Here is a 24,651-nt window from a genome sequence, read left to right on the forward strand (position 1 = left end):
ATTAATGTATAAAATAATCGTATTGATGAAAATCTGGGTTTCTTTCTAACGATTCTTGGCAATCTTCACAAATCGTTTTGATAGATATATTCCCATTTGGCTGATAATGAATCATGTCTTTTCTTTCATGCTCGGTTAATGTATGAATGCCAAGCCTGTGCGAGGAGATCACGGGATCACTTAAACTGCCCACTTGAACTCCGCAGTGGCGGCAATGATACTGAATCGCCATTGGCTTCCTCCTTAGAAATGCCTTTTTCATTTTACTTAGTATAGGCAAAGAGAAAGCCGGTTATTCACCCCTATTTATTAAAGTCATTCATCACTTCTAAAAATGATTTTTCCATCCATTGCTCACAAGCATCTGCACTTAAGGAAACCGCTTCCTTCATTTGCTGCTGCTCATCCGGTGTGAACTTGCCTAATACATAATCCGCTACCTTAATCGGACTTTTAGGGCGATCGATCCCAATACGGATCCGATTAAATTCCTGTGTGCCGATATGAGCAATCGTTGATTTAATTCCATTATGCCCGCCTGCGCTTCCCTTTTGCCGCAAACGAATCTTACCTGTTGGCAAATCTAAATCATCGTAGATCACGAGCAAGTCACTTGGCTCTAATTGATAATACCTCATCACTTCACCGATACTCTCGCCAGATAAATTCATGTAAGTAAGCGGCTTAAGTAAAATCGCTTTTTCAGTTCCTTTCCGAATAACTGAATATACTCCTTTATGCTTCGCTTCTGTTAGCGGAGCTTGAAACCGGTTCGCCAGTTCATCAATCACGTGAAACCCTATATTATGCCTTGTATCTGCGTATTTAGCTCCCGGATTTCCAAGGCCAACTATTAACTTCATCTTTTACACCTCAAATTCCTTCTTTTCAATGCACATTCATTTAAAACGATAGGTTAAGTATAACGCAGCTCGTCTCTAAATTATATTATCGGTCTACAAATTTGTTCAACTTTTCATTACATATTGAAAAAGCGCAGCTCATGGCTGCGCTTTTCGATAGGATTATTCTTCTTTTTGATCTTCAGAAGATTCGTCCGTATTTTCTTCGCTTGTTTCTGCTTCTTCACTGCCTTCGCCTTCTTCTTCTGGCTCTTCTTCCACTCTTGGAGCAAGTACAGAAACAACCGTCTCGTCATCCTCGTGGTTAATTTCAAATGAATGACTGCTGCGGATATCTCCGACTGTAATGGAATCGCCAATTTCAAGGGCAGATACATCAACTGACAGCGATTCTGGGAATTCACTTACTTTAGCCGTAACTGTCAGTTCAAATAGCGGCTGCTGAACGACTCCGCCTTCTTTTGAACCAGCGGCCTCGCCTTCTAGTTCCACACGAACTTCAGATGTAATTTCTTTAGACAAATCAACAGCGAAGAAGTCTGCATGAACAATGTGGTTTTTAATTGGATCCTGCTGATAATCGTGCAGAATCACGTTATGGCTTTTTCCATCAATATTTAAGGAAATGACACCATTGCGTCCTACTTCTTTAATCACTTTTAAGAAGTCGCCTTCACTTAAATAGATAGCTTCCGAATCTACACCTTTTCCATAAACTATAGCTGGGAAGTTACCTTCACCTCGTAATTGTGTCAATGCAGAACGTTGAAAACTATCACGTTTTTTCACTTCTAATAAAGAACTCATAGAGATATTCACCTTTCCCATCTAATTATTTTATCTAAGCTGTAATTGTATAAAATATAGTTTCCCTCATTATGGAGATTTTAAACCTTTATTATGTAATGGGGCTTTTTTGCGCAAAAAAAAAAGCCGAACCGCCTAAATCAGATATACTGATTTAAAACGGTTCAGCTTTATGATCAATCAAATAATGTACTTACAGATTGCTCTTCGTGAACGCGGATGATCGCCTCACCAATAAGCGGAGCAACTGATAATTCTACAATCTTATCAGTCTTCTTCTCATCTGCTAGAGCAATAGAGTTCGTCACAACAAGTTCTTTAATATTTGAGCTTTGAATACGCTCAATCGCAGGTCCTGATAATACTGGGTGCGTACAGCAAGCATAGACTTCTTTCGCACCATTTTCGACAAGGGCATTGGCCGCAAGAGTAATCGTACCAGCTGTATCAATGATATCATCAATCAGAATAGCGATTTTCCCTTCAATGTTACCAACGATATTCATGACTTCTGCCACATTCGGACGCGGACGGCGTTTATCAATAATCGCAATTGGTGCTTTTAAGCGATCTGCCATTTTACGTGCACGCGTCACCCCGCCGTGGTCAGGGGATACAATGACGATGTCTTCGTTAGTGAAGTTCTTCTCTTTGAAATAATCAGCTAAGATCGGCACACCCATTAAGTGGTCGATTGGAATATCAAAGAAGCCTTGGATTTGCGGTGCGTGTAAATCTAGCGTGATCACGCGAGTAGCTCCAGCTGTTTCAAACAAGTTTGCAACTAGTTTAGCAGTGATCGGTTCACGGGCACGAGCTTTACGATCCTGACGTGCATAGCCATAGTAAGGAAGAACAATGTTGATCGTTTTGGCCGATGCACGCTTTAATGCATCAATCATAATCAATACTTCCATCAAGTTCTGGTTAACTGGGGCGCTTGTTGATTGAACAACATACACATCACAGCCACGAATACTTTCTTCAATATTAATTTGGATTTCTCCGTCGCTAAAACGCTTAACAGAACACTTCCCTAATTCAACACCAATAAAATTAGCAATTTCATTCGCAAGAACGGGATTGGAATTAAGAGCAAAAATTTTTAAGTTAGGATCTAGATACTGGTTACCCATGTTGGACCTCCGCTTTTTGTTTGTTTTTTCATTTATTATTTATCTGAATGAATGTTTTGAACATAGTTTTCTTTGTTGACCTGGCGAGCACGGGCGATAGACAAGGCTTCGCCTGGCACATCGTTTGTGATCGTTGAACCAGCTGCAACATAAGCACCTTTGCCCACTGTAACAGGAGCGACTAAGTTAGAATTGCATCCAATAAACACACCGTCTTCAATTTTCGTCAAAAACTTCTTTTTCCCATCATAATTCACAGTGATGGATCCGCAGCCTATATTTACATCGCTGCCAACTTCAGCATCACCAATGTAGCTTAAATGAGATGCTTTGCTGCCTTTGCCGAAAACAGTTTTCTTAATTTCAACAAAGTTGCCGATTTTCACTTCATCATGAATGTCTGAATCCGGTCGAATATGAGCAAACGGACCAATGTTAACATCAGAGCCAATTTGGCTTTGATGCACCACTGATTGTCGAATCAATGTACGCTCTCCGACTTTAGAATCCTTAATTTCACTGTTCGGTCCGATTTCGCAATCGCTGCCAATTTCAGTCTTTCCAGAGATCACTGTCCCAGGAAATAATACCGTATCTGAACCTATGATGACATCCGGTCCAATGTAAGTATTTTCAGGGTTAATAATGGTTACGCCACCGCGCATATGTTTTTCATTAATCCGGGCACGCATTGTTTTTTCAGCCTGGCTCAATGCCACACGGTCATTTACACCTAATGTTTCATCAAAATCATTTGTCTGATACGCAGCTACCGTTTCGCCTGCAGACTTTAATATTTCAATGACGTCAGGCAAGTAATATTCACCTTGGACGTTGTTATTAGAGACCTTTTTAAGTGTGTCAAACAACATGCGGTTGTCGAAACAATACGTACCTGTATTAATCTCTTTTACTTTGCGTTCCTCTTCACTTGCATCTTTATGTTCAACAATTCTTTCCACTGTTCCTTGTTCACTGCGGATAATTCTTCCGTATCCATCAGGGGATTCAGTGGCGCCTGTTAAAATCGTCGCTTTCGCCTTTTGTTCTAGGTGATAAGCCACAAGCGCTTCCATTGTTTCAGGCTTGATTAAAGGTGTATCTCCGCACACTACAAGTGTACACCCTTCTTCTTGACCCAAGATATCTTCTGCCTGCATAACAGCATGAGCGGTTCCAAGCTGTTCTTCCTGCAAAGCAAATTCACTGCGGCCTTCTAAGTGAGATTTCACTTTTTCAGCACCATGACCGACAATCGTTACTATTTTATTGGTTTGTAAACCAGATATATGATCAATTACATGCTCTACCATTGGTTTGCCGCATACAGGGTGCAACACTTTATAAAGCTTTGACTTCATTCGTGTTCCCTGTCCTGCTGCAAGAATGACAGCATAGATATTCGTCATTTAGGGTCCCCCTATAACCTTTAGTCCCTATTGAATATATCTTAAAAAGGCTTTCATTTCAAGGTAACTGAAAAAATGACAAAGTTTTGTCAAGAGATTCCTTTGTGAAATTATTCCTTTAAAATAAAGAGGGGAAAAATAGACAAAAAAAAGAGCCCTACCTTAGAAGTAGGCTCTCGTTGCACTTGTTTCTTATGAAGCTCCTGCTTCCTCTAATTCCACTTCTTCCAATTCCCCTAAACGGTGATATTCTGCTAATACAGCATCCTGGATTTTACCGCGTGTGTTGGAGTTGATTGGATGAGCAATGTCGCGAAACTCACCATCTGGTGTACGCTTGCTTGGCATTGCTACGAATAAACCATTGTTGCCGTCAATCACCCGAATATCATGAATAACAAATTCATTATCTAGTGTAATTGAAGCAATTGCTCTCATTCGTCCATCCGTATGGACACGTCTTAATCTCACATCAGTTACTTCCACTTTATTCACCACCCTTTTCCCCTAATAAAAAAACATAAACTAATAATTCAATAATATTTACAATATTCCTTCTTTTTTAGGAAAATTTTTTAAAAAATCCATTCTTTTTTCCCATATTGACCATCGATAGCCTTTGAATAGAGATGACAGGACAAGCATTTCAACAGGGTTAATGCCTTTCACCTCTTCGGACAATGAAGGTCAGATCAATGTCCCTGTGTTTGAAACAGCTTTTGCATAAAAAAAACACTCGTGATTACTTCACGAGTGCAATAACTTCAATTTCAACTTTAGCATCTTTCGGCAAGCGGGAAACTTCCACGCAAGAACGAGCTGGTTTATGATCAGCGAAGTAATGGCTGTATACTTCATTCACAGAAGCGAAATCTTCCATATCCGCTAGAAACACAGTCGCTTTTACCACTGTTTCAAGGGAAGCGCCTGCCGCTTTTAGAACAGCCTTTAAATTACTGAATACTTGATGTGCCTGCTCAGCTGCATCTCCCTCAACCATCTGACCTTCTGGTGTTAAAGGAATCTGGCCTGAACTGTAAAATAAATTATTAATTAAAATACCTTGTGAATAAGGGCCGATAGCAGCCGGGGCTTCATTTGTCGATACAGTTCTCATCTCAAACTCTCCTTATGAAAAATCAATATTTTTAGAGAAATAATTTCCTTCTACCGCTGAAATCGTCGATTCTCTGATGTTCACATTTTCAAGTTTGACTAGCGATATATAATCTTCAATCAAGCGTTCTTCTTCATGTTCTGCTTCCACTAAAACCGCAATTCCGGCAACAGAAGCATTAAATTCTGCCAGAAGGCTAACCATTCCATTGATTGTACCGCCAGCTTTCATGAAGTCATCAACAAGCAGCACCTTGGATCCTTCTTTTAAACTTCGTTTCGCGAGCACCATTGTCTGGATTCGCTTGGAAGATCCTGATACGTAGTTGATACTTACGGTTGGGCCTTCTGTCACTTTGCTGTCTCTGCGCACCACAACCACCGGTACATTTAAATGAGCGGCAATTGCCTGAGCAATAGGAATACCTTTTGTGGCAACCGTCATCACGACATCAATGTTCTGTCCTGCGTATACAGACGCCAAAAGCTTTCCTACTTTATGAATGAATTGCGGATGTCCAAGTAAATCCATCATATATAAATAACCGCCCGGAAGCAAACGCTCCGGCTTCTCTATTTGTTCGCACAATTCAGCCATAAACTCCCGTGCTTCTGCTTCACTGATTTTCGAAAAAAACTTTACACCGCCAGCTGCTCCAGGGACCGTTTGCAGGGTGCCGATGCCTCGCTGTTCGAATGTTTCTTTCACAATGGCCAAGTCTTCACTGATCGATGATTTAGCTGAACCATACCGATCGGCAAAGAAGGTCAGCGGAACAAGCTGCCGTGGATGTTCCAATAAATAATGGGTCATGTCAATCAAACGTTCACTTCGACGGAACTTCATGTTTACTTTTGCCCTCCTAAGGAGTAAAACCGAATATTTACTTTTAAATATATCTTAATATACGGCTTTAAGCAATAGGTTCCCCTTCACCTTCACCCAGCAGTCGGACAGCATATACTTGCTCGCAAAAGCCTCTTAACCCGTTGTATACGCGGTGCATTCTTGAATCATGCTGGATTAGTCCAAAAACAGTCGGCCCGCTTCCGCTCATTAAGACAGCATCCGCTCCGAATCGCTCCATTTGCTCTTTAATTTGGGCGACTTCTGGATAAAGCTTTAATGTAACAGACTCAAGTACATTTCCCATACTTGCACACATTTGTTCATAATCTTGGTTTTTGATCGCTTCAATCATAGCGGCGGTGTCAGGATGATTAATTCCCTGCAGCTTAAGGTTTTTATACACTTCTGCAGTGGACACGCCAATCGTCGGTTTAGCTAAGACTACCCAGCAATTGGGCGGAGGAGGAAGCTTTTGAATCTTCTCTCCTCTTCCCTTAGCCAAGGCCGTACCTCCATATACACAGAAAGAAACATCCGAACCAATTTCAGCGCCCAGCTCAGCTAGTTCATCCAGACTTAATCCTATATCCCAAAGACGGTTCAGTCCTTTTAAAGTCGCGGCTGCATCACTGCTTCCACCTGCTAATCCAGCGGCCACCGGAATCACTTTCTCAATAGTAATAGAGACGCCTGACTTTATTTGATAACGGTCTTTTAGCAGCTTAGCGGCTTGGTACGCTAAATTCCGGCTGTCATCTGGAACGAATCGATTATGTGATAGAATCCGAATTTCATCTTTAGGAAGCATTTCAAGTTCTATCCGGTCTGCCAAGTCGACATTCGTCATAATCATTTCTACTTCGTGAAATCCATCTGGTCTTTTATTTAACACGTCCAATGTTAAATTAATTTTTGCTGGTGCTTTCATCATTATCTTCACAATAGCTCACCTACTTTGCGCACTTTCAAGTTTGTCTTATTTTATCATAAAATATTTCTCTTCGTTCAATGAAAAAAGAAGCGATAAAAAGATTGCCGAATGACAAATGTTCATCCTGGTCTTTTTTTCTGCAGCCAATGTACTATTTTATCTTAAAAATGGATTTTTTTGTTCATCTCTTTATTATTCCCTCTTTTATAGAAAATCAACTTGATCACGCAAAAAAGAACCGGAGCAAGCTCCGGTTCTGGCGGCTAATTAATGATGTGAGTAAAAGTATTAACGCTTGTTTGCAAGTTGGTTTTCAGCAAGTTCAATCGCACGTTTAACCATGTTTCCAGCATCGCGGGTCGTAATGCCGCCCCAGCCTTCTTTTTGAACCGTGTCATAAAATCCTAACTCTTTCGCAAGCTCCTCTTTTAACTGGTCAGACATGATACCTTTTCTTCTGCCCATTGGTCTCCTCCTTTTGCCGCCGTATAAATAGCTTATCCTAACGGCTAGAGGATCATTAGCGGAAACGAATGGAATAAGCCGAAATTAAACAAAATAAAAAGCAGTAAACGTAGTGTCCACTGCCGGCTTAAACTGCACTTCCTGCTGCATCTTCAAATGTTAATTGTACTGTTTCAGTCAGTACATCGGCATAGCTGTAAGAAACTCTTTCAAACGCATTTTCGTCTTGATCTAACTCAACGACGAACACTGATGGATATGTCTCAGCTAAAACGCCGCAACGCTCAATTGTTTTTCGGCGTCCTCCGTTCGCTTTTAGCATCAGTCTTTTACCCAAATTAGAATCAAGAGACCTTTTAATGTCGGCTAATGTTTTAGGCATCCGCTTCCACCTCACTATAATTAGTGTACCACACATTTAAAACCAAGTCAAATAAATTTATAATTTTATCAATGTTTCACTTCCGTTGTCAACATTTTTCGCTTTGCAAAATGTTACTTTTTTCAACAATATTAGCTTCCCCTCTTTTTTGGCAACTATGTAAAAAAGCTGTAATTTATTTTACTTACAGCTTTACTCGTCCTCCGGGTATTGAAATGGCATACCTAAACGAAGCAGGCCTTTTGTTTCAATTCCGCCAAGACCCTTATCTCCTGTTAAGGTATTTCTTAAGACTTCTCTTACATTTACTAGTTCATTAAAAGGGGTATAGCCGATTTTTGATGAGATATAGACGGGATCAAGAGCATGGATATTTACGCGCAAAGGCGAACTGGCAAAATTAGCTCCGGCTCTGATCAGCGATTCAAAATGAGATTGGCATGCTCCGGCAAATATAATTAACTGATCCAGATTCGGCACCTTTTTTCTGGCTGCTTTTACTGCTTCTGCAAAATGCTTCGAGTGTCTGTATGCGTTTATATCTGATTTACTTCCTTTTACTTTTGAATAAGCATCATGCCCTGTGATGACTAAAATATCGGGGCGGTGCCGGTCAATTAAATCGGGTACTTTTTCAGGCATCTCCTTTTCTAGACAATGCACACCATGAACTGGCAAGCCTATCGTTTCATAAGCGGTTAAACATTTTTTTAGATATAGGGGATCCCCATCTAGATGCAGCACTCTCCCTGGAATTTGAAACACATCATTCTCTTCACGATAGCAGCTCGTCGCCCGATATTCCTGCCGCTCCTTATTGAGTTCAAGTTCTTGGCGAAACAGCTGCAGAGACTGTTCTTCGCGCTTTTTAGTGCTCTGGCTGATCCGCTCCTGCTGATCGGAATCAACTTCTACTAAATCGGATAGCGGAGCATCCGCTTCTAAACGGTAATACTGTCCAAATAGAATCGCCTGAAGACCGTCCTTTGTTTCCCGAATATCTGTTACACGAAAAATTATGTCATGGCCGTAAGAAATCCGGCTGACAATAGAACCAATGCGAATTGTCACATTCATCATCCCCGATGCAAGATTATCTTCCCGGTATTATATGCAAGGGCCCTGACAATTGCTCATAAATATAGAAAGATACATAAAAAAACATCTAAAGACAAACGTCCTCAGATGTTTTTTAACTAAGATTTCATTGTTTTTAGAAGGGCATTCGATAAATCAGCAAATTCTTGTAAAGACAAAGACTCTCCACGGCGAGAAGGCTCGATCCCTGCTTCTGACAAAGCGGATAGAATTTGTTCCTTCTTCTCTTTCCCTAAAGGAAGCTGGTTGGTTAAGTTGTTTAAAATCGTTTTTCTGCGCTGAGCGAATGAAGACCTTGTCACAGTAAAGAAGAAGTTCTCATCTTCTACTTCTACGGCAGGCTTTTCACGCTTTAATAACCGAATGACAGCTGAATCAACGTTCGGCTGCGGCATGAACACGGTTTTAGGAACGATGAAAGCCACTTCCGACTCCATATAATACTGAATAGCAATCGATAAAGAGCCATATTCTTTCGTCCCTGGTTTAGCAGCAATTCGATCAGCTACTTCCTTTTGCAGCATAACAACTAACCCTCTTATGGCGATCTTTTCCTCTAAAAGCTTCATGATAATGGGGGTCGTTACGTAATACGGCAGATTAGCTACGACCATTATGTCGTCAAGACCTTGAAACTCCTGTTCAATAATCGGTGCAACCTCCGCTTTTAAAATGTCCTCATGAATCACTTTCACATTATCATATGGAGATAAGGTGTCGCCTAAGATAGGAAGCAGACGCTGGTCAATTTCAAATGCGACCACTTTCCCTGATGTGCGGGCTAAGTGCTCGGTTAAAGCACCGATTCCCGGTCCCACTTCAATGACACCTGTTTCCTTCGTCAGGCCTGCTGCTTCAGTGATCTTTTGTAAAATATTAGGGTCGATTAAAAAGTTTTGTCCTAAGCTTTTTTTGAAAGAAAATCCATACTTCGTGAGAATTTCCTTCGTACGCGTAGGAGTAGCGATATCTTTCATTGGTTTTCCTCCTGTAACACTTCTATTAAAGCATCTCTGAATTGTTCTCTGGTGATTTGAAACATCAGCAGCCGTTTGTGAAGCTGCTTTCCATTTGTATAGCCGATTTTTAGTTTTTCTCCGAGACTTTCTCTGCGTTCTTTTGCCTTAGATCCGCCAATCAGTCCGGCATCAACAAGGTCTTCTTTAGAGATTTGTTCGGCTGCTTCCGTCTCCATTAACTGTGCCTCTTTTAACGCTTCCCGAATCGATTCAATGGAAGCATGTTCTACACCGACACCTTTTCCTCGCTTATGAAGAGCTTGGTGTTTCGGGAGAAAAGCGTGCTTGCAGTTAGGTACATGATCCGAAATAATCTTGCGAATTCTTTCGCCAGGGTAATCGGGATCAGTGAAAACAATGACTCCTCTTTTTTGCTGGGCTAGCTTTATTCTTTCAATGGTTGCAGGGCTGATGGCAGATCCATTCGTCTCTAGCGTATCTGCTTCGACCGCTCTTTTCACAGTCACTGTATCATCTTTGCCTTCAACGACAATAATTTCTTTTATTTTCATGCGATTCCTCCGGTTTATTCACGTGCTTGAATGTCCTGACTTCGTATTTACAAAAAAATATGCCCTTTTCATAACGAAGACAGTCATTTTTCATAGCGTATTCTCTATTATAAACGAATAAAAGCAAAAAAGCAGAGGTTTCCCCTGCTTTTGCTTTGGTTAGTTCAATACTTTAATTCTCACTTGCTTCCGCCCCCAGCTCTTAGCACCGGATTGACTAGGAATGAAGACATCAATTTTATGACCTTTGATCGCTCCGCCTGTATCACCAGCAACCGCATAGCCATAACCTTCTACATACACTTTTGATCCAAGAGGGATAATGGATGGATCAACAGCTATTACCTTCATGCCAGGATTGGCAATCAAGTTCAATCCTGTGGCTGTAATTCCTGAACAGCCGCTGCAATGAGCGGTATAGGCTGTGCTTGTAACCACTAGTTCTCTCCCTGGACCAGGGGCTGCTGCGGCAACCGAACTCTCTTCTTTTGTCCCCACTGCGACAATTTGTTCTTCGCTTTCTTTCAGTGTCGTCTCAGCCAATAACTTTCTCGACACTTCCTGGCCATTTTTACGTGTGATCTCGTAGCGCTTAGAAGCTAGTCCCTCTTTCCCCGCTTTTATGATCTTTTCTTTGCCTTTTGGCATGGTGCTATCTTTTCTTTCAACTACAGGAAATGGCTTTGGCTCTTCCACTACATCGGTGACTTTTTCAATACGGGTAATGGCAAAATAGTCATTGGGCTGCAATACCCGGTCTTGTTTAAGTGAGAGGATATCTAAAGGTCCCACTGTGAGGTTCTGTTTGTTTAAAAAGTCAGCGACGGTAATCGAAGTTGTCCAAACCGGGCGCTTTTTTCCGCCATCATCTAACGTCAGAAGGAAAGCTTTATTGATGGTTACTTTTGTTCCATTTTTTAATGGAGCGGAGTAATCCGGTTTAATTTCATCATGCTTTCCAAGAAAGAGGTTCTCTTGTTTCAAAAGTGTTTGAACCGTATCCGCTGTTGTCCATACTTTGTTTGTCTTTCCATCAATGGATAATTCGATTTTATGAGCTTCTTTCCAAACAATCGTCATTCGGTCTTTTAATTTACTTTCTTTCGAATGGGATAGATCATCTGCTGCTTTCACATTGATTTGTTGTTCCGCCAGCAATTCTTCCACCGTCTTAGCATGTGTACTGATCTCCTCCTGGATTCCATTGCTATCAAGAGTCACTGTCTTTTTAGATTCTTCATAAGCAAACCCTGCAACGAATAAAAAAGCAGTTGCTGTTATAAGGATCACCCATTTATTCTTACTCATTATTCTTTTTTGTTTGGCCGTCAAAAATAGCTCCTCCTCCTTCATATCTACAGGCTAATTGTTGCCCTGTTTCTCTTCTCACTGGACACGATTAGCCTATGAGGCGAACGGAGGAATGATGAATTATGCAGATCAATTGTAATATTTGTAATAAAATCACAAAAAAGCTGACCTGTATTAGATCAGCTTTAAATGGTTGATATATCAATATTTATTGCCGCTTGGCATTTTCCTTTTTATGCGAATTATTTCAAATGTTAAAAAGACGCAGAGCATTGTCAGTTGTTGCTTTTGCCACTTCTTCATAGCTGATTCCTTTTAACTCAGCAATCTCTTCTGCTACTAATTGAACATAAGCTGGCTCATTTCTTTTGCCGCGGTACGGGTGAGGTGCAAGGTATGGGCAGTCTGTTTCAATCAATAGCTTATCTAATGGAACAGATACCGCTACTTCCTTTGGCTTTTTCGCATTTTTAAATGTCACTGGACCACCTAAGGAAATATAGAAGTTCATCTCTATGCATTCACGGGCGATTTCCGCACTTCCGCTGAAACAATGCATAATTCCTCCGACCGTGCTTGCTTCTTCCTCCCTTAAAATATCTACAATATCCTGTGTCGCTTCGCGGTTATGAATAACAATCGGCAGCTTTACTTTTTTCGCGAGGCGAATCTGCTTTCTAAACACTTCTTTTTGAATATCATGAGGCGACTTGTCCCAATGATAATCCAGCCCCATTTCACCTAAAGCGACCACCTTCGGATGATTAGCCAGTTCCTCTAGCCACTCTAGATCTTCGTCTGTCATATCAATGGCATCTACAGGGTGCCAGCCGACACTTGCATACAAGAAATCATAGGTTTCGACAAGTTCCATCGCTTTTTGAATGGTTGATCGGTCAAATCCCACGACGACCATGCGGCTGACACCGGCTTCTTGTGCACGCTGAATGACCTCTTCTACATCTTCACTATATTGATCTGCATTTAAATGGACATGTGTATCGAATAACAATCCTATTCACCCTTTCGTAAAAGAAAAACATAGAAGTTCACGCCGAAATCGTTTCACGCGGAACATTCTATGTTTTTTTGCATTATTTTACTTTCGCACCATTTGGCAGTTTTTCAGCTATTTCTGTTAAAGCTAACACGCCATCTTTTGAACCGGCAAGAATCATTCCTTGAGATAGTTCTCCGCGCAGCTTCACAGGTTTTAAGTTCGCTACTACAACGACTTTTCGTCCAACCAGCTCTTCAGGCTTATAGAATTCAGCAATTCCAGAAACGACCTGGCGCTTCTCGAAGCCAAGATCAAGCTGAAGCTTCATCAATTTATTTGTTTTCTTAACAGGCTCCGCTTCTAGCACCGTGGCTGCCCGCAAGTCCACTTTCATAAAGTCATCAATGGTAATCTCTTCGCCAACCTCAGCATACTCTTCTGTTTCTGTTTTTTCTTCTTGAGGTGCCGCTGGGCCTTGCATTTTTTCTTTAATAAATTCGATTTCTTCTTTCAAGTCTAAACGAGGGAAGATCGGCTCGCCCTTAGCAACCACTTTCGTTCCTTCTGGAATCTGAGCAAATTCAGATAGACTTTCCCAGCTTTTCAACTGGTCTTCTTGAACGTTAAGCTGCTCAAAGATCTTTTCTGGTGTTTTCGTTAAGAACGGCTTTAAAAGAACAGCGGCTCTGCGCAAGGATTCAGCTAAATGAACCATGACAGATCCCAGTTCTTCTTTATTTCCTTCCTTCGCCAGCACCCAAGGCTGTGTCTCGTCGATATATTTATTCGTCCGGCTGATCAGCTGCCAAATCGTTGACAGCGCCACAGAGAATTCCATATTCTCCATCGCTTCTTCATATTTCTCTACCGCAGACTGATTTAATTCAAGCAACTGCTGATCGAATGTTCCGTTCGACCCTTTATATGCAGGAATTTCCCCGTCAAAGTACTTATTAATCATCGCCACTGTCCGGTTTAATAAATTCCCTAGATCGTTAGCTAAATCGAAGTTGATGCGCTCGACAAAACCTTCTGGAGTAAAGACCCCATCAGAACCAAACGGCACTTCACGAAGCAAGTAGTAACGAAGGGCATCTAATCCATAGCGGTCAATTAATGTCACAGGGTCTACTACGTTTCCTTTAGATTTCGACATTTTCCCGTCTTTCATTAAGAGCCACCCATGGGCAAATACCTTTTTAGGCAATGGCAAGTCCAGCGCCATCAGCATGATTGGCCAATAAATCGTATGGAAACGAACAATTTCCTTTCCTACTAGGTGCACATTCGCCGGCCAGAACTTTTGGTACTTCGCTTCATTTTCTGAACCGTAGCCGAGCGCCGTAATATAGTTAGAAAGTGCATCAATCCATACATAGATGACATGCTTCGGATCTCCAGGCACCTTCACGCCCCAGTTAAACGTTGTTCTAGAAACAGCCAAATCTTCAAGACCAGGCTTAATGAAGTTGTTGATCATTTCATTTTTACGGGATTCCGGCTGAATAAACTCCGGATTCTCTTCATAATACTTCATTAATCGATCGGCATATTTTCCGATACGGAAGAAATAAGATTCTTCTCTCACCTTTTCTACCGGATGTCCGCTGTCAGGGCTCTTGCCTCCAATTACTTTTCCATCAGCATCTAACTCTTTGTCGACTAACTGTGTTTCTGTGTAGAATGTTTCATCAGGAATGGAATACCAGCCTTCGTATTCTCCTAGATAGATATCCCCTTGGTCTAATAATTGTTTAAAAATCTTTTCTACTGTTTCTTTATGTCTGCTTTCCGTTGTGCGGATGAAATCATCGTACGAAATATCTAAATCCTGCCATAGTTTTTGAATACCGGAAACAATTTGATCCACATATTCTTGCGGAGTGACATTCGACTCTTCCGCTTTTTGCTGGATTTTTTGACCATGCTCGTCCGTTCCGGTTAAATACATGACGTCAAATCCGCGCATTCTTTTATAGCGCGCCATCGCATCTCCTGCGACAGTAGTGTAAGCATGACCGATGTGAAGGTTTCCGCTTGGATAATAAATAGGTGTCGTAATATAAAATGTTTTTGACTGATCCTTCAATTCCTAAACCTCCTAATAACCTTTTACTTCAATATGTAGAAAAGCCCTGACCCAACGGTCGAGAGCTTCTATTTCAACACTGCCATTATTGGGCATTCTTTAGACATTTTTACTGACATTTTAACTATTCTATTTAAAAAATATACCTTAATAAACATAATTGTCGCAACTAAAAGGCAGTACCTTTATTTTCTCTTATTCCAGCACAATTGTAAATATTGAATCTTATATTCTCAGAATCATTTTGTCGAATTCGACAAATACAAATTAATTATTCGACAAAGTTTTTGATGATTATTTTTACATTTATTAACTAATATACCGAAAACGTTGATGTATCAAGGTTTCATCCACCTTACAATAAATAGAAAAATTACATTTTCTTGTTGACGTTTTTCCCATTCGCTGGTATGATAGAGTCACAAATAAGAAATATGTCGAAAATTGACGAGTTAAATTTTGGGATTGATTTTACTATATACACAATTTGAGAGGAGAATGAACAATGAAATCAACAGGTATCGTACGTAAAGTTGACGAATTAGGACGCGTAGTTATTCCAATTGAACTTCGCCGCACACTAGGAATTGCAGAAAAAGACGCATTAGAAATTTATGTAGACGACGACAAGATCATCTTAAAGAAATACAAACCAAGCATGACTTGCCAAGTAACTGGGGAAGTTTCTGATAACAACGTGAAACTTGCTGGCGGAAAATTAATTCTTAGCCGTGAAGGTGCTGAGCAATTAATGAAAGAAATTGCTTCTTCATTTGAAACAGTAAAATAATTAATAAGAGCTGCCCTTTGGCAGCTCTTTTTTGATTTGTGCTCACTCATGATTCCACATGATACTCTTGGTACACATCTCTTTTACTCATTTGACGATCGACAGCTGCTTGCTTAATGGCTTCTTTTGAAGAGAAAGATTTCTCTTGAATGTAGAAATCAACGTGTTCAGCTATAGATAGTGACTCCCACCAATTTTCTGACTCCAGTTCTTCTACTGCCTGATTGCCTTCAACGATTAAACAGAATTCACCGAGAATGTTTTCTTCCTTCGACCAGACCAGCGCCTCTTCAATTGTGCCGCGCAAAAATTCTTCAAACTTCTTCGTCAGCTCCCGGCAAAGAACGATTTTCCGATCACTTCCCAATACGTCAGCCATAGCGGCCAGTGCTTCTTTCAGCCTGTGCGGCGACTCATATAAGATAAATGTATCCTCTAAGCGATTCAGCTTTGATAATTGCTCTTTTCTTTCCTTTTTATTGCGGCTTAAAAAGCCATAAAAATAAAAAGGCTGAGGCGCAAGACCCGAGGCAATTAAAGCCGTCAAAGCTGCATTGGCGCCTGGAAGCGGGACTACACAAATGTTCTCTTCTACCGCTTTTACGACCAATTCATATCCTGGATCGGATATGGATGGCATTCCCGCATCACTTACTAAAGCAATATCTTCTCCTCTATGAATTCTTTCTATGAGCTGACTGCCGCTTTTCTCTTTATTATGTTCATGGTAGCTGATAATGGGTGTCTGGATGTCAAAGTAATTGCACAGCTTCTTTGTATTTCGCGTATCTTCCGCAGCAATCACATTCGCCTCTTTCATGATGCGAATCGCTCGAAACGTCATATCTTCGAGGTTGCCAATAGGTGTGGGCACTAAATAAAGCGTTCCTTTCTCTGATGGCTCAAAGCTTTTCTGTTTACTAATCAATGAGCGTTCCCTCCTCTTCTAAATAGGCAATTTTTTTCTTTCGGGGCAATTGCTTAAACGCATACTCTGCCTGCATCGCCGCTGTTTTCGTAGGATATGATTTTGAATAAATCAGTTCTACCGGTCTTCGGCCTCGGGTATATTTCGCTCCCTTACCGGCATTATGCGTTTGAATTCGTTTCTCTAAATGATTGGTATAGCCGCCGTACAGCGTTCCATCTTTGCACTTTACTACGTAAAAATAATGACTATTGCTTATCTCCATATAACATCTCTCTTACTTCTTCTGTATATTCCCCTGCCTCATCATACACATACAACGGAGGAAGAATCTTCATATCTGAAGCTCCGTCCTTAATTCCTTCAATCAGCACCGTATTGGCCTCTTTTCCTGGTTTTGGATAAACAAATCGAAGCCGCTTTGGCTCTAACCGGTATTTCCGCATGAGGGTGACTAAATCAAGAAGTCTTCCTGGCCGATGAACAAACGCTGCTTTACCACCTTGTTTCAGCAACTGACTGCTTGTCCGAATACAATCTTCAAGGGTACAAAGGATTTCATGTCTAGCGATCGCCAAGTGTTCATTCATATTGATTTCTCTATTAGATGGAGTGATAAAATAAGGAGGGTTGCAAGTGACCACATTGTGCTTTTCAAATCCTAATAAAGAAGGACTGTCTTTTAAATCCCCATGAATCATCCGGATTTGGTGATTCAGCTGATTATAGGCAATGCTGCGTTCTGCCATATCATGCAAGCGTTCCTGTATCTCTACACCTGTAATCGGCACATCCGTTCTCGAGCTCAGCAGCAGCGGAACGACTCCGTTTCCCGAACACAAATCAATGATGGATCCTTTCTTTTTAGGGACATAAGCAAACCGAGCCAGCAGAACAGCATCCAGTGAAAAGGAAAAAACAGACGGACTTTGAATAATTCTTAAATCCTCCGCCAGCAAATAATCCAACCTCTCATCTCCAGTTAAATCGACCATAACCATTTCCTCCAAATTAAATAAGTGAACCTAAAAGCCAGGTATGTACTCATTAGCTAAACAACAGCTCTCTCTATTTATTGCTCTGTATAATCAAATTAACATATTGCCAGCTGGCTTTAATAAAAGTAAAATCTCATAAAACAACCTTCCTCTTTCAAGGAAGGTATTATTTACTATAGTTATTTTTTATTTAAAAACGATAAACAAAACAAGCAATCATCTTTACGCGGGCTGCCAAAATGAACATTGCATATATGGAATCCTTCTTGATAGAGCCGCGCTAGATTATCGTAGCCTTCACCAATATCCATCAATCTTTGAGAACTTGAGTTGAATTTCTCTCCATTTATTGTTTGTTCCGGCTGGCTGCGGGATAATTCCAGCTGCTCCAGCCGTCTTCGTAAATTCTCATTTTCTAGCTTTAAAGAATTGTTCTCCTCCAGCATTTCTGCCAGATTCTTTTTTAAGTCGCCAAGCTGTTTATACAACTGTCCAATTTGCGTCTCCATATGGCTGACTGAATCAAAAAACTCTTTTTTATCCACTCATCCCACCCCATTACTCCGTGGCTTGTGCTGAAATGGCACCTTCTTTTGTTATTTCGTCTATCGTAAATTCAAGCACCCGTTCAAGATTAAATACATTTACTTGAAGGATTCGTTCTAAAATATTCAGCCCCACCACTTTACCTGAACCTTCTGGTGTCGTTACGATCTCACCTACATCAGGCATGACTTCCTTGGCTGCTTCATATTCGTCATTTTCGTACTTTAAGCAGCACATTAATCGTCCGCATAGTCCAGAAATCTTCGTGGGGTTTAAAGAAAGATTTTGATCTTTAGCCATTTTAATAGAGACGGGTTCAAAGTCCCCTAAAAACGTTGAACAGCAAAGCATTCTTCCACATGGACCAATTCCGCCAAGCATCTTTGCTTCATCACGAACACCGATCTGACGAAGTTCAATTCTTGTTCTGAAAATGGCTGCGAGATCTTTCACCAGCTCACGGAAATCGACTCGTCCATCCGCGGTAAAGTAAAAGATCACCTTATTGCGGTCAAACGTGTATTCCACATCGACCAGCTTCATATCCAGTTTATGAGTACTGATCTTTTCACAGCATACCTCAAACGCTTCTAAGGCCGCTGTATGATTTTCCTCAACGATCAGCCGGTCTTTCTGGTCTGCGATTCGAATGACCTTCTTTAAAGGAAGAACGATATCATTCTCATCGACTTGCTTTGGCCCAACGACGACTTGGCCATGCTCTACTCCTCTGACTGTTTCCACAATCACATGGCTGTCTTTCTCAATCTCCAAATCCATTGGATCAAAATAATATATTTTACCCGCTTTTTTAAAGCGTACTCCTACTACATTATACAAAGGAAGCTCCCCCCTGTAAATTCAACACAAGCTGCTCCATCAACAGTTGTGGATTCATATTGGCATCAAGCTTGCGCTTCGCTTCTAATATAGCTGTCATCTGTTCTGTTATCCTTTTAGCTGAAGACTGTAGAACAGTATTCTTGAAAGAAGCAAGCTTGTCAGGAAAAGCCAAACCTTGTTCTTCGCCGGTTTGCAAAGATAACAGATCTTTATATAGCAATAGCAAGAGGTCTAGCGCGAGATTGACTTGTTGTTTATCTTTAAAGTGCCCATTAAAATCCTCTTGTAATTTCACCATTGCTTCCAACGGATTTTTTTCAAGGACTTCATACAATTTTAACACTATTTTACGCGACTGTGCAAACCACTCATCATTACTTAATTCTAATGCTTCATGAAAATTGTTGGTTAATCTTGAAACGAGTGAAGCGAGCGGAACAGACACGCCTTCTTCTACTAATTTCTCTTTCAAAACGGCATGCGGCAAAGGCTTAAATGATAATAGCTGACACCTTGAAAGAATGGTAGGAAGCATTCTTTGTGATTGCTCGGTCATTAAGAGGGCGACAGTATCCGATTTAGGTTCTTCTAAGAATTTCAGCAAGCTATTAGCTGCACTTGCTGTCATCTTATCTGCATGGCTGATCAGGTAGATTTTTTTGCTCGATTCTACCGCTGTCTTGCTAAATTCCTGCTGCAAATCATAAATTTGCTGTTTTTTAATCGACAGGCCGTCCGGCTCAATGACATGAATATCCGGATGGTTTCCACTGTCAATCCGCCGGCAATTAATGCACGTTTCACACGGCATCACTTCATCTATCGGTGAAAGACAAAACAAACTTTTAGCAAAAAGGAGAGCGGTCTTCTTTTTGCCGGTGCCAGGATCTCCTTCGAAAATATACGCATGGGCAACACGGCCTTTTTTTATGCTGTTGGTCAACATTCTCAGCACAATCGGCTGCATTTCATTCATTTCGTTCCACGCTTGTGACACTTCGATCCCCGCCTATATGTGTAAATTTATAAGTAATCCTTTAATTTCACCAATTTGTCCAAGAAGATCAATCGATTTCTTCTCCTCATTCATGACATCTTCCGATAACTCGATCAGCTTTTCATCAATCGTTTCAACAATTTTGAGCTGGCGATTTTCTCCGAATTGGTTCCACGTCTGAGAATTCTTCAAGTTCATTCCGAATTCCACTGTTTCCCGGATAAAACGGCGAACGAGGGTTTTATACTTCGCCAGTTCATGGAAAGTACGAGAACGCGCTAATCGTTCTCCCGCTCCTTCAATATCCGACAGCAGTTTCGTGATTTGTTCGGTCTTCATCTGCTGTCCGTGCTGCTGGACGAAACTCGAAAATTTGGATTGCGCTAATGGGCCGGACTTCTGATCATTCCTCAACTTATCTACATTAAAAGGCATATCTTTGTTGATCTTCATTTCAGAGTTCCTCCATTAAAATTGATGAAATTGTTCAACCGGCAAGACAAACACCGTTGCTCCGCCGACAGGCACTTCAACCGGGTAAGGAACATATGTGTCCGCATTTCCTCCCATCGGTGATACAGGAGCCACCATTTGATCTCTGGATTGGCAATTTTCTTTTATAATGCTTAACGCTTTATCTAAACGAATATCATCGGTTCCGATAATAAAAGTTGTATTTCCTGCTTTTAAAAATCCGCCTGTCGAAGCAAGTTTTGTTGCTCTGAAATTATGGTCAATCAGAGATTGCGACAGCCGATGACTGTCCTGGTCCTGCACGACGGCTAAAATTAATTTCATTGGATTACCCATCCCCTTTCATCTATCCTCTTATTTACATTATACCAAGAAAAAGAAAGCCTCGCATAATTGCCCCGTATATAAAAATAAGCTGTCCTTATGTCCCTTTTCATCTCAGGCAGAAATTTGCAGGGAACAGTAAGTCAGCTAGGAATTTATTTACTCATTTTGCTTAATATACAGCTTATACTTTCATTATATACGTCATCGAAAGGTTTTTCCGCATTAATTTGAACGATGCGCTCGGAAAACTTTTCAGCTAGAAGTAAATAGCCTTCTCTTACTTTTTGATGAAAGTTGAGGCTTTCAAGATCCAGGCGATTCACTTCCCGTTCTTGATGTGCTTGAATGCGTGCTAATCCAACTTCTGGACGTACATCAAATAATAAGGTTAATTCAGGCATGACTTCATTAATAGCAAATTGATTGATCTCATAGACTTCCTCTATGCCAAGGCCTCTCGCATGGCCTTGATATGCAAGAGAACTGTCAATGAAGCGGTCACAAAGCACGATCTCACCTGCATCAAGAGCCGGAACTACCTTTTCGACTAAGTGCTGCCTTCTCGCAGCCGCATATAATAAAGCCTCTGTCCGTCCATCCATCTCCGTATTCTCTTTATTTAATATTACTTCGCGAATCTGTTCAGATATGGATATGCCGCCGGGCTCGCGTGTTGCCGTCACCCGATATCCTTTTTCTTTTAATGTATATGCAATCTTTTGAATGACACTTGTTTTACCAGCCCCTTCAGGCCCTTCAATCGTAATAAACATCCCTTTACTCATTCTCTACCTCCGTACCTATGCTAGCTTCTATTTTACGTGTTTTCACACTGAAAAAACAGTGATCTTTTTTTCGTCAAGCAACCGGCCGCCGTGAAAGTGAGTGCCTGCATCCATTAGCTTCTCTAAAGCACCTATCGTTTCTTCCGTCAGCCGTTCGCCCGACATGATCAGCGGTATTCCTGGAGGATAGGGAATGACCATTTCAGCAGCAATTCTTCCGGCTGCTTCTTTTAAACTGATGGTTTCCTTGCTGCATTTGCTTTGTTCTTGATAGGTAAGAGACAAAGTGGATACTTTTTTATGAGTGACTTTCATAGAATGGGAATTCTCTGCATGATCTTTGTCAGGAATCGATAAATCCGCGAACTTTTCCTCTGCTGCCTTCATGTATTCTATTTCGCCTGCTTTAAGAAGCGGCAGTGTACATAACACTTGAACAGGGTCTGCTAATTCAGTAAAAATTCCGGCTGCTTCAAGCTCCTGCTGCAATTCAAACCCACTATACCCGGTTTTTCTAATGATTAGTTTCATAGGATCCCGCGGAGATACTACTTCTAGCCCCTTAGCTTTGAATAAAGAAATGGTTCTCCCTCTGGCTTCTAGCGTCTTAGTTTGGTCTTCTTTCGTAAAAGATGCGGCATAAGCCCGTGCCATATCAAGGGAAGCCATAATCGGATAGGATGGGCTGCTCGATTGAAGCGCCTGCAAATAAAATTCTAAGCGGCTGACCGACACTCGATCAGAATTCACATGCAAATAAGAGCCCATCGTCATCGCCGGCAGCACTTTATGCGCAGAATGAACAACGACATCAGCCCCCATTGTTAATGAACTGGCTGGCATCATTCCTCCTGCTATAAAGTGAGGGCCATGTGCTTCATCGACTAACACAAGAGAATGATGGCTTTTGGCTTCAGCAATAATGTCTTCAATTGATTCCGCTCCGCCATAATAGGTTGGATACGTTAAAATTAATGCCTTGGCTTTCGGGTATTGCCGGTAAGCCATTCGCACGGTTTCAAGATTGACTCCACCTGCCGCTTGTAAATATGTATCGTATTCCGGTTCTAAAAAAACAGGCGCGAGTTTCGCTATCTGCAAAGCATGAAGAATCGACTTATGGCAATTCCTCTGAACAAATACCGTGTCACCTTCTTCGCAAGCTGCCATAATCATAGTTAAATTTCCAACTGTGCTGCCGTTAATGAGAAGATAACTTTTTTTCGTTCGATATAAATCAGCTAATAGCGCTTCCGCCTCCATGATACAGCCTTCAGGCGAATGAAGATCATCGAGTCCCGAAAGCTCTGTCAGGTCATAAGCTAAGAAGCGCTTCATTGCTGAAGGAAAACTATCTAACATGGCTAATCCGTTTTTGTGGCCTGGCACATGATAAGAAAGCGGTTGTTTATTTATAAAATGTTCTAAAGCCTCTACGATAGGCATTCTTGACTGGTTCAATATCGATCCATTCCTTTTTTATTTTATCTGCTATTAGCCTATCATATATTCCTTTATCATGTTTAAGAGTAAACGGTAGGTTTGCCTATTTTCTTTAATTTATCTATATAATAGCGATAAGCCTCATCAGCAGGATCTGCCTCTACCATTTCCTGTTGACATTCATGGCAAACAAAAGACGTATAGATATAGATCCCCTCCGCTTTTTCTTGATCGCAAATAATGCATGAACTCTTAACCTCTTGTTTTTCCATCTCATTCACCTCCTACTGTTAGTCTGTCCATTGTTCCTTAAATTATACGAAACTAGTGAAATGTTTTTTTTCAGTGAACCATTACCTTTATAATAGATAAAAGAATGGCATGAGGAAGGGAAGATTTGAATGGATATCCAAAAGGTAATAGAAGAGCTTATTCATAAGCAGAAGATTGAAGCTGGCTTTAATGATCTTCAAGTCCTGAACGGCGGGACCGCCAGCCAATTATATGCTGTTTATTACGGGGAGGTTCCTCGCTATGTCATTAAAAGTAATAAAGCGGAAATTGTAAAGTCAGAAGCAAATTTCCTGAGAGCCTATCAACATATCAAATTAGTCCCACAGCTGATATATGTGGATCTATCACACCCTTTCTTGCTGTACTCTTTTGTAAAGGGACAGACAGATGTATCAAATGTTAATAAAAAGAGCAGCTTACAAACGTTAGTGCAAGAATTAATCAATCAATATCAGCCTGTTACCTCTGATAGTGGGTGGGGATGGTGGGATGAGCCGTCCGATTCATGGAAGGAATTCTTATTAGCCAGCGTTTTTACATCGAAGCAAATAATTGGAACTGTACTAAATGCAGAAGATACCGAGGCTGTTATCCATTTACTTCAGGAAAAAACTTGGTCATCAATGGAACAACCCTATTTATTGCACGGAGATTGCGGATTTCATAACTTTGTTTACATCGATAAGGAACTAAACGGAGTCATTGATCCCATTCCTGTTTTAGGTGACCCGATATATGATTTAGTCTATGCATACTGTTCTTCTCCTGTAGATTTGACGAAAGAGACTATTTTATCAGCGTACCGGTATTTAACGATCAGTAATCATTCAGAACAAGAAGTATGGGAGTCAGTGGTCATTGGATTATATTTGCGAATCGCGGCATGCATAAAACACCATCCTGAGGATTTAGAGAAGTATTTAGAAGCTTGGGGTTATTGGAGAAAGATAGCGTTATAGACTATAGGTTGATCGGGGGATGCTTTTCATATGCTCTCTTTGTCATTGCTTAAGCACCCCGTTATTCTCCAAATGCACACAAATACGCTCTAGTTGAGGAGTTTATTCAGGAATTTTCTTTTAAAGAAGCCAAAGCATAAAAGCGCACAAAAAAAGAACAGTCTCTCAACTGTTCTTCGTTGTCGCTTGGCGGCGTCCTACTCTCACAGGGGGAAACCCCCAACTACCATCGGCGCTGAAGAGCTTAACTGCCGTGTTCGGGATGGGAACGGGTGTGAC

Annotated in this window: 30 protein-coding genes and 1 rRNA gene; 2 read left to right on the forward strand and 29 right to left on the reverse strand. The window is 41.0% G+C overall.

The window, feature by feature from the left end; translation table 11 throughout:
* Window position 1 precedes the first annotated feature (1 nt).
* The 17 genes from JOC78_RS16015 to metG form a co-directional block, all read right to left on the reverse strand.
* Window positions 2-232, reverse strand: a complete 231-nt coding sequence (locus JOC78_RS16015; RefSeq protein ID WP_204557943.1) for an anti-sigma-F factor Fin — start codon at window positions 230-232, stop codon at window positions 2-4.
* 70 nt (window positions 233-302) lie between these two features.
* Complete coding sequence (pth, locus tag JOC78_RS16020) at window positions 303-863, reverse strand: aminoacyl-tRNA hydrolase (RefSeq protein ID WP_204557945.1); 561 nt, start codon at window positions 861-863, stop codon at window positions 303-305.
* 162 nt (window positions 864-1,025) lie between these two features.
* Window positions 1,026-1,670, reverse strand: a complete 645-nt coding sequence (locus JOC78_RS16025; protein ID WP_204557947.1) for a 50S ribosomal protein L25/general stress protein Ctc — start codon at window positions 1,668-1,670, stop codon at window positions 1,026-1,028.
* A 176-nt stretch (window positions 1,671-1,846) separates the two neighbouring features.
* The gene (locus JOC78_RS16030; protein ID WP_204557949.1) at window positions 1,847-2,806 is read right to left on the reverse strand and encodes a ribose-phosphate diphosphokinase; all 960 of its coding nucleotides are present in this window, start codon (window positions 2,804-2,806) and stop codon (window positions 1,847-1,849) included.
* 35 nt (window positions 2,807-2,841) lie between these two features.
* On the reverse strand, window positions 2,842-4,215 hold the full coding sequence (glmU, locus tag JOC78_RS16035; protein ID WP_204557951.1) for a bifunctional UDP-N-acetylglucosamine diphosphorylase/glucosamine-1-phosphate N-acetyltransferase GlmU: 1,374 nt from the start codon (window positions 4,213-4,215) through the stop codon (window positions 2,842-2,844).
* Window positions 4,216-4,407: 192 nt separating this feature from the next.
* Window positions 4,408-4,701, reverse strand: coding sequence for a septation regulator SpoVG (gene spoVG / locus JOC78_RS16040; protein WP_204558027.1), 294 nt, complete (start codon window positions 4,699-4,701; stop codon window positions 4,408-4,410).
* Window positions 4,702-4,957: 256 nt separating this feature from the next.
* A complete protein-coding gene (locus JOC78_RS16045) occupies window positions 4,958-5,332 on the reverse strand; it encodes a RidA family protein (protein ID WP_204557952.1) in 375 nt (124 codons plus the stop codon).
* Window positions 5,333-5,344: 12 nt separating this feature from the next.
* The gene (gene purR, locus JOC78_RS16050; protein WP_204557953.1) at window positions 5,345-6,178 is read right to left on the reverse strand and encodes a pur operon repressor; all 834 of its coding nucleotides are present in this window, start codon (window positions 6,176-6,178) and stop codon (window positions 5,345-5,347) included.
* A 67-nt stretch (window positions 6,179-6,245) separates the two neighbouring features.
* Window positions 6,246-7,121, reverse strand: a complete 876-nt coding sequence (gene ispE / locus JOC78_RS16055; RefSeq protein WP_204557955.1) for a 4-(cytidine 5'-diphospho)-2-C-methyl-D-erythritol kinase — start codon at window positions 7,119-7,121, stop codon at window positions 6,246-6,248.
* A gap of 279 nt (window positions 7,122-7,400) precedes the next feature.
* Window positions 7,401-7,577 (reverse strand): small, acid-soluble spore protein, alpha/beta type, encoded by a 177-nt coding sequence (locus tag JOC78_RS16060; protein ID WP_204557957.1) that lies wholly within the window; start codon window positions 7,575-7,577, stop codon window positions 7,401-7,403.
* A gap of 127 nt (window positions 7,578-7,704) precedes the next feature.
* Window positions 7,705-7,959: a biofilm formation stimulator Veg gene (gene veg, locus JOC78_RS16065; RefSeq protein WP_204557959.1), complete on the reverse strand. Its 255-nt coding sequence runs from the start codon at window positions 7,957-7,959 to the stop codon at window positions 7,705-7,707.
* Window positions 7,960-8,151: 192 nt separating this feature from the next.
* A complete protein-coding gene (gene yabG / locus JOC78_RS16070; protein ID WP_420829955.1) occupies window positions 8,152-9,039 on the reverse strand; it encodes a sporulation peptidase YabG in 888 nt (295 codons plus the stop codon).
* A 116-nt stretch (window positions 9,040-9,155) separates the two neighbouring features.
* A complete protein-coding gene (rsmA, locus tag JOC78_RS16075; protein ID WP_204557976.1) occupies window positions 9,156-10,034 on the reverse strand; it encodes a 16S rRNA (adenine(1518)-N(6)/adenine(1519)-N(6))-dimethyltransferase RsmA in 879 nt (292 codons plus the stop codon).
* Window positions 10,031-10,588 carry a ribonuclease M5 gene (gene rnmV / locus JOC78_RS16080; RefSeq protein WP_204557979.1) on the reverse strand — a complete coding sequence of 186 codons (558 nt, stop codon included), beginning with the start codon at window positions 10,586-10,588 and terminating at the stop codon, window positions 10,031-10,033. The genes rsmA and rnmV overlap by 4 nt, the downstream gene beginning before the upstream one ends.
* 159 nt (window positions 10,589-10,747) lie before the next feature.
* The gene (locus JOC78_RS16085; RefSeq protein ID WP_239587235.1) at window positions 10,748-11,920 is read right to left on the reverse strand and encodes a G5 and 3D domain-containing protein; all 1,173 of its coding nucleotides are present in this window, start codon (window positions 11,918-11,920) and stop codon (window positions 10,748-10,750) included.
* A gap of 226 nt (window positions 11,921-12,146) precedes the next feature.
* Window positions 12,147-12,911, reverse strand: coding sequence for a TatD family hydrolase (locus JOC78_RS16090; RefSeq protein WP_204557990.1), 765 nt, complete (start codon window positions 12,909-12,911; stop codon window positions 12,147-12,149).
* 82 nt (window positions 12,912-12,993) lie between these two features.
* The gene (metG, locus tag JOC78_RS16095; RefSeq protein WP_204557993.1) at window positions 12,994-14,988 is read right to left on the reverse strand and encodes a methionine--tRNA ligase; all 1,995 of its coding nucleotides are present in this window, start codon (window positions 14,986-14,988) and stop codon (window positions 12,994-12,996) included.
* 505 nt (window positions 14,989-15,493) lie between these two features.
* On the opposite strand from metG, the gene JOC78_RS16100 reads away from it, so the two are divergent.
* A complete protein-coding gene (locus tag JOC78_RS16100; protein ID WP_204557996.1) occupies window positions 15,494-15,778 on the forward strand; it encodes an AbrB/MazE/SpoVT family DNA-binding domain-containing protein in 285 nt (94 codons plus the stop codon).
* 46 nt (window positions 15,779-15,824) lie between these two features.
* On the opposite strand, the gene rsmI is transcribed toward JOC78_RS16100, so the two are convergent.
* The 11 genes from rsmI to JOC78_RS16155 form a co-directional block, all read right to left on the reverse strand.
* Window positions 15,825-16,703, reverse strand: coding sequence for a 16S rRNA (cytidine(1402)-2'-O)-methyltransferase (gene rsmI / locus JOC78_RS16105; RefSeq protein WP_204558031.1), 879 nt, complete (start codon window positions 16,701-16,703; stop codon window positions 15,825-15,827).
* On the reverse strand, window positions 16,699-16,971 hold the full coding sequence (locus JOC78_RS16110; RefSeq protein ID WP_204557998.1) for a GIY-YIG nuclease family protein: 273 nt from the start codon (window positions 16,969-16,971) through the stop codon (window positions 16,699-16,701). Before JOC78_RS16110 ends, rsmI begins: the two co-directional genes overlap by 5 nt.
* The gene (locus JOC78_RS16115) at window positions 16,955-17,701 is read right to left on the reverse strand and encodes a tRNA1(Val) (adenine(37)-N6)-methyltransferase (protein ID WP_204557999.1); all 747 of its coding nucleotides are present in this window, start codon (window positions 17,699-17,701) and stop codon (window positions 16,955-16,957) included. Before JOC78_RS16115 ends, JOC78_RS16110 begins: the two co-directional genes overlap by 17 nt.
* A 182-nt stretch (window positions 17,702-17,883) precedes the next feature.
* Entirely contained in the window at window positions 17,884-18,249 is a 366-nt protein-coding gene (gene yabA / locus JOC78_RS16120) for a DNA replication initiation control protein YabA (RefSeq protein ID WP_204558000.1), read from the reverse strand.
* Between the two features lie 13 nt (window positions 18,250-18,262).
* Window positions 18,263-19,090, reverse strand: a complete 828-nt coding sequence (locus tag JOC78_RS16125; RefSeq protein ID WP_204558001.1) for a PSP1 domain-containing protein — start codon at window positions 19,088-19,090, stop codon at window positions 18,263-18,265.
* Window positions 19,083-20,090 (reverse strand): DNA polymerase III subunit delta', encoded by a 1,008-nt coding sequence (gene holB / locus JOC78_RS16130; RefSeq protein ID WP_204558002.1) that lies wholly within the window; start codon window positions 20,088-20,090, stop codon window positions 19,083-19,085. The genes JOC78_RS16125 and holB overlap by 8 nt, the downstream gene beginning before the upstream one ends.
* 12 nt (window positions 20,091-20,102) lie before the next feature.
* Window positions 20,103-20,543, reverse strand: a complete 441-nt coding sequence (locus JOC78_RS16135; protein WP_204558003.1) for a YaaR family protein — start codon at window positions 20,541-20,543, stop codon at window positions 20,103-20,105.
* A gap of 15 nt (window positions 20,544-20,558) precedes the next feature.
* Window positions 20,559-20,888 carry a cyclic-di-AMP receptor gene (locus tag JOC78_RS16140; RefSeq protein ID WP_204558004.1) on the reverse strand — a complete coding sequence of 110 codons (330 nt, stop codon included), beginning with the start codon at window positions 20,886-20,888 and terminating at the stop codon, window positions 20,559-20,561.
* Between the two features lie 155 nt (window positions 20,889-21,043).
* The gene (gene tmk, locus JOC78_RS16145) at window positions 21,044-21,676 is read right to left on the reverse strand and encodes a dTMP kinase (RefSeq protein WP_204558006.1); all 633 of its coding nucleotides are present in this window, start codon (window positions 21,674-21,676) and stop codon (window positions 21,044-21,046) included.
* A 42-nt stretch (window positions 21,677-21,718) separates the two neighbouring features.
* A complete protein-coding gene (locus tag JOC78_RS17675; protein ID WP_275582042.1) occupies window positions 21,719-23,137 on the reverse strand; it encodes an aminotransferase class I/II-fold pyridoxal phosphate-dependent enzyme in 1,419 nt (472 codons plus the stop codon).
* Window positions 23,138-23,199: 62 nt separating this feature from the next.
* A complete protein-coding gene (locus JOC78_RS16155; protein WP_204558008.1) occupies window positions 23,200-23,391 on the reverse strand; it encodes a sigma factor G inhibitor Gin in 192 nt (63 codons plus the stop codon).
* A gap of 129 nt (window positions 23,392-23,520) precedes the next feature.
* On the opposite strand from JOC78_RS16155, the gene JOC78_RS16160 reads away from it, so the two are divergent.
* Window positions 23,521-24,372 (forward strand): phosphotransferase family protein, encoded by an 852-nt coding sequence (locus JOC78_RS16160; protein ID WP_204558011.1) that lies wholly within the window; start codon window positions 23,521-23,523, stop codon window positions 24,370-24,372.
* Between the two features lie 184 nt (window positions 24,373-24,556).
* Here JOC78_RS16160 and rrf read toward each other — a convergent pair.
* Window positions 24,557-24,651, reverse strand: a 5S ribosomal RNA gene (gene rrf, locus JOC78_RS16165); the annotation flags it as partial.

Origin of the sequence: Bacillus ectoiniformans, assembly GCF_016908875.1 — a bacterium.
In the GTDB taxonomy this organism is placed as follows: Bacteria; Bacillota; Bacilli; order Bacillales; family Domibacillaceae; genus Bacillus_BX; species Bacillus_BX ectoiniformans.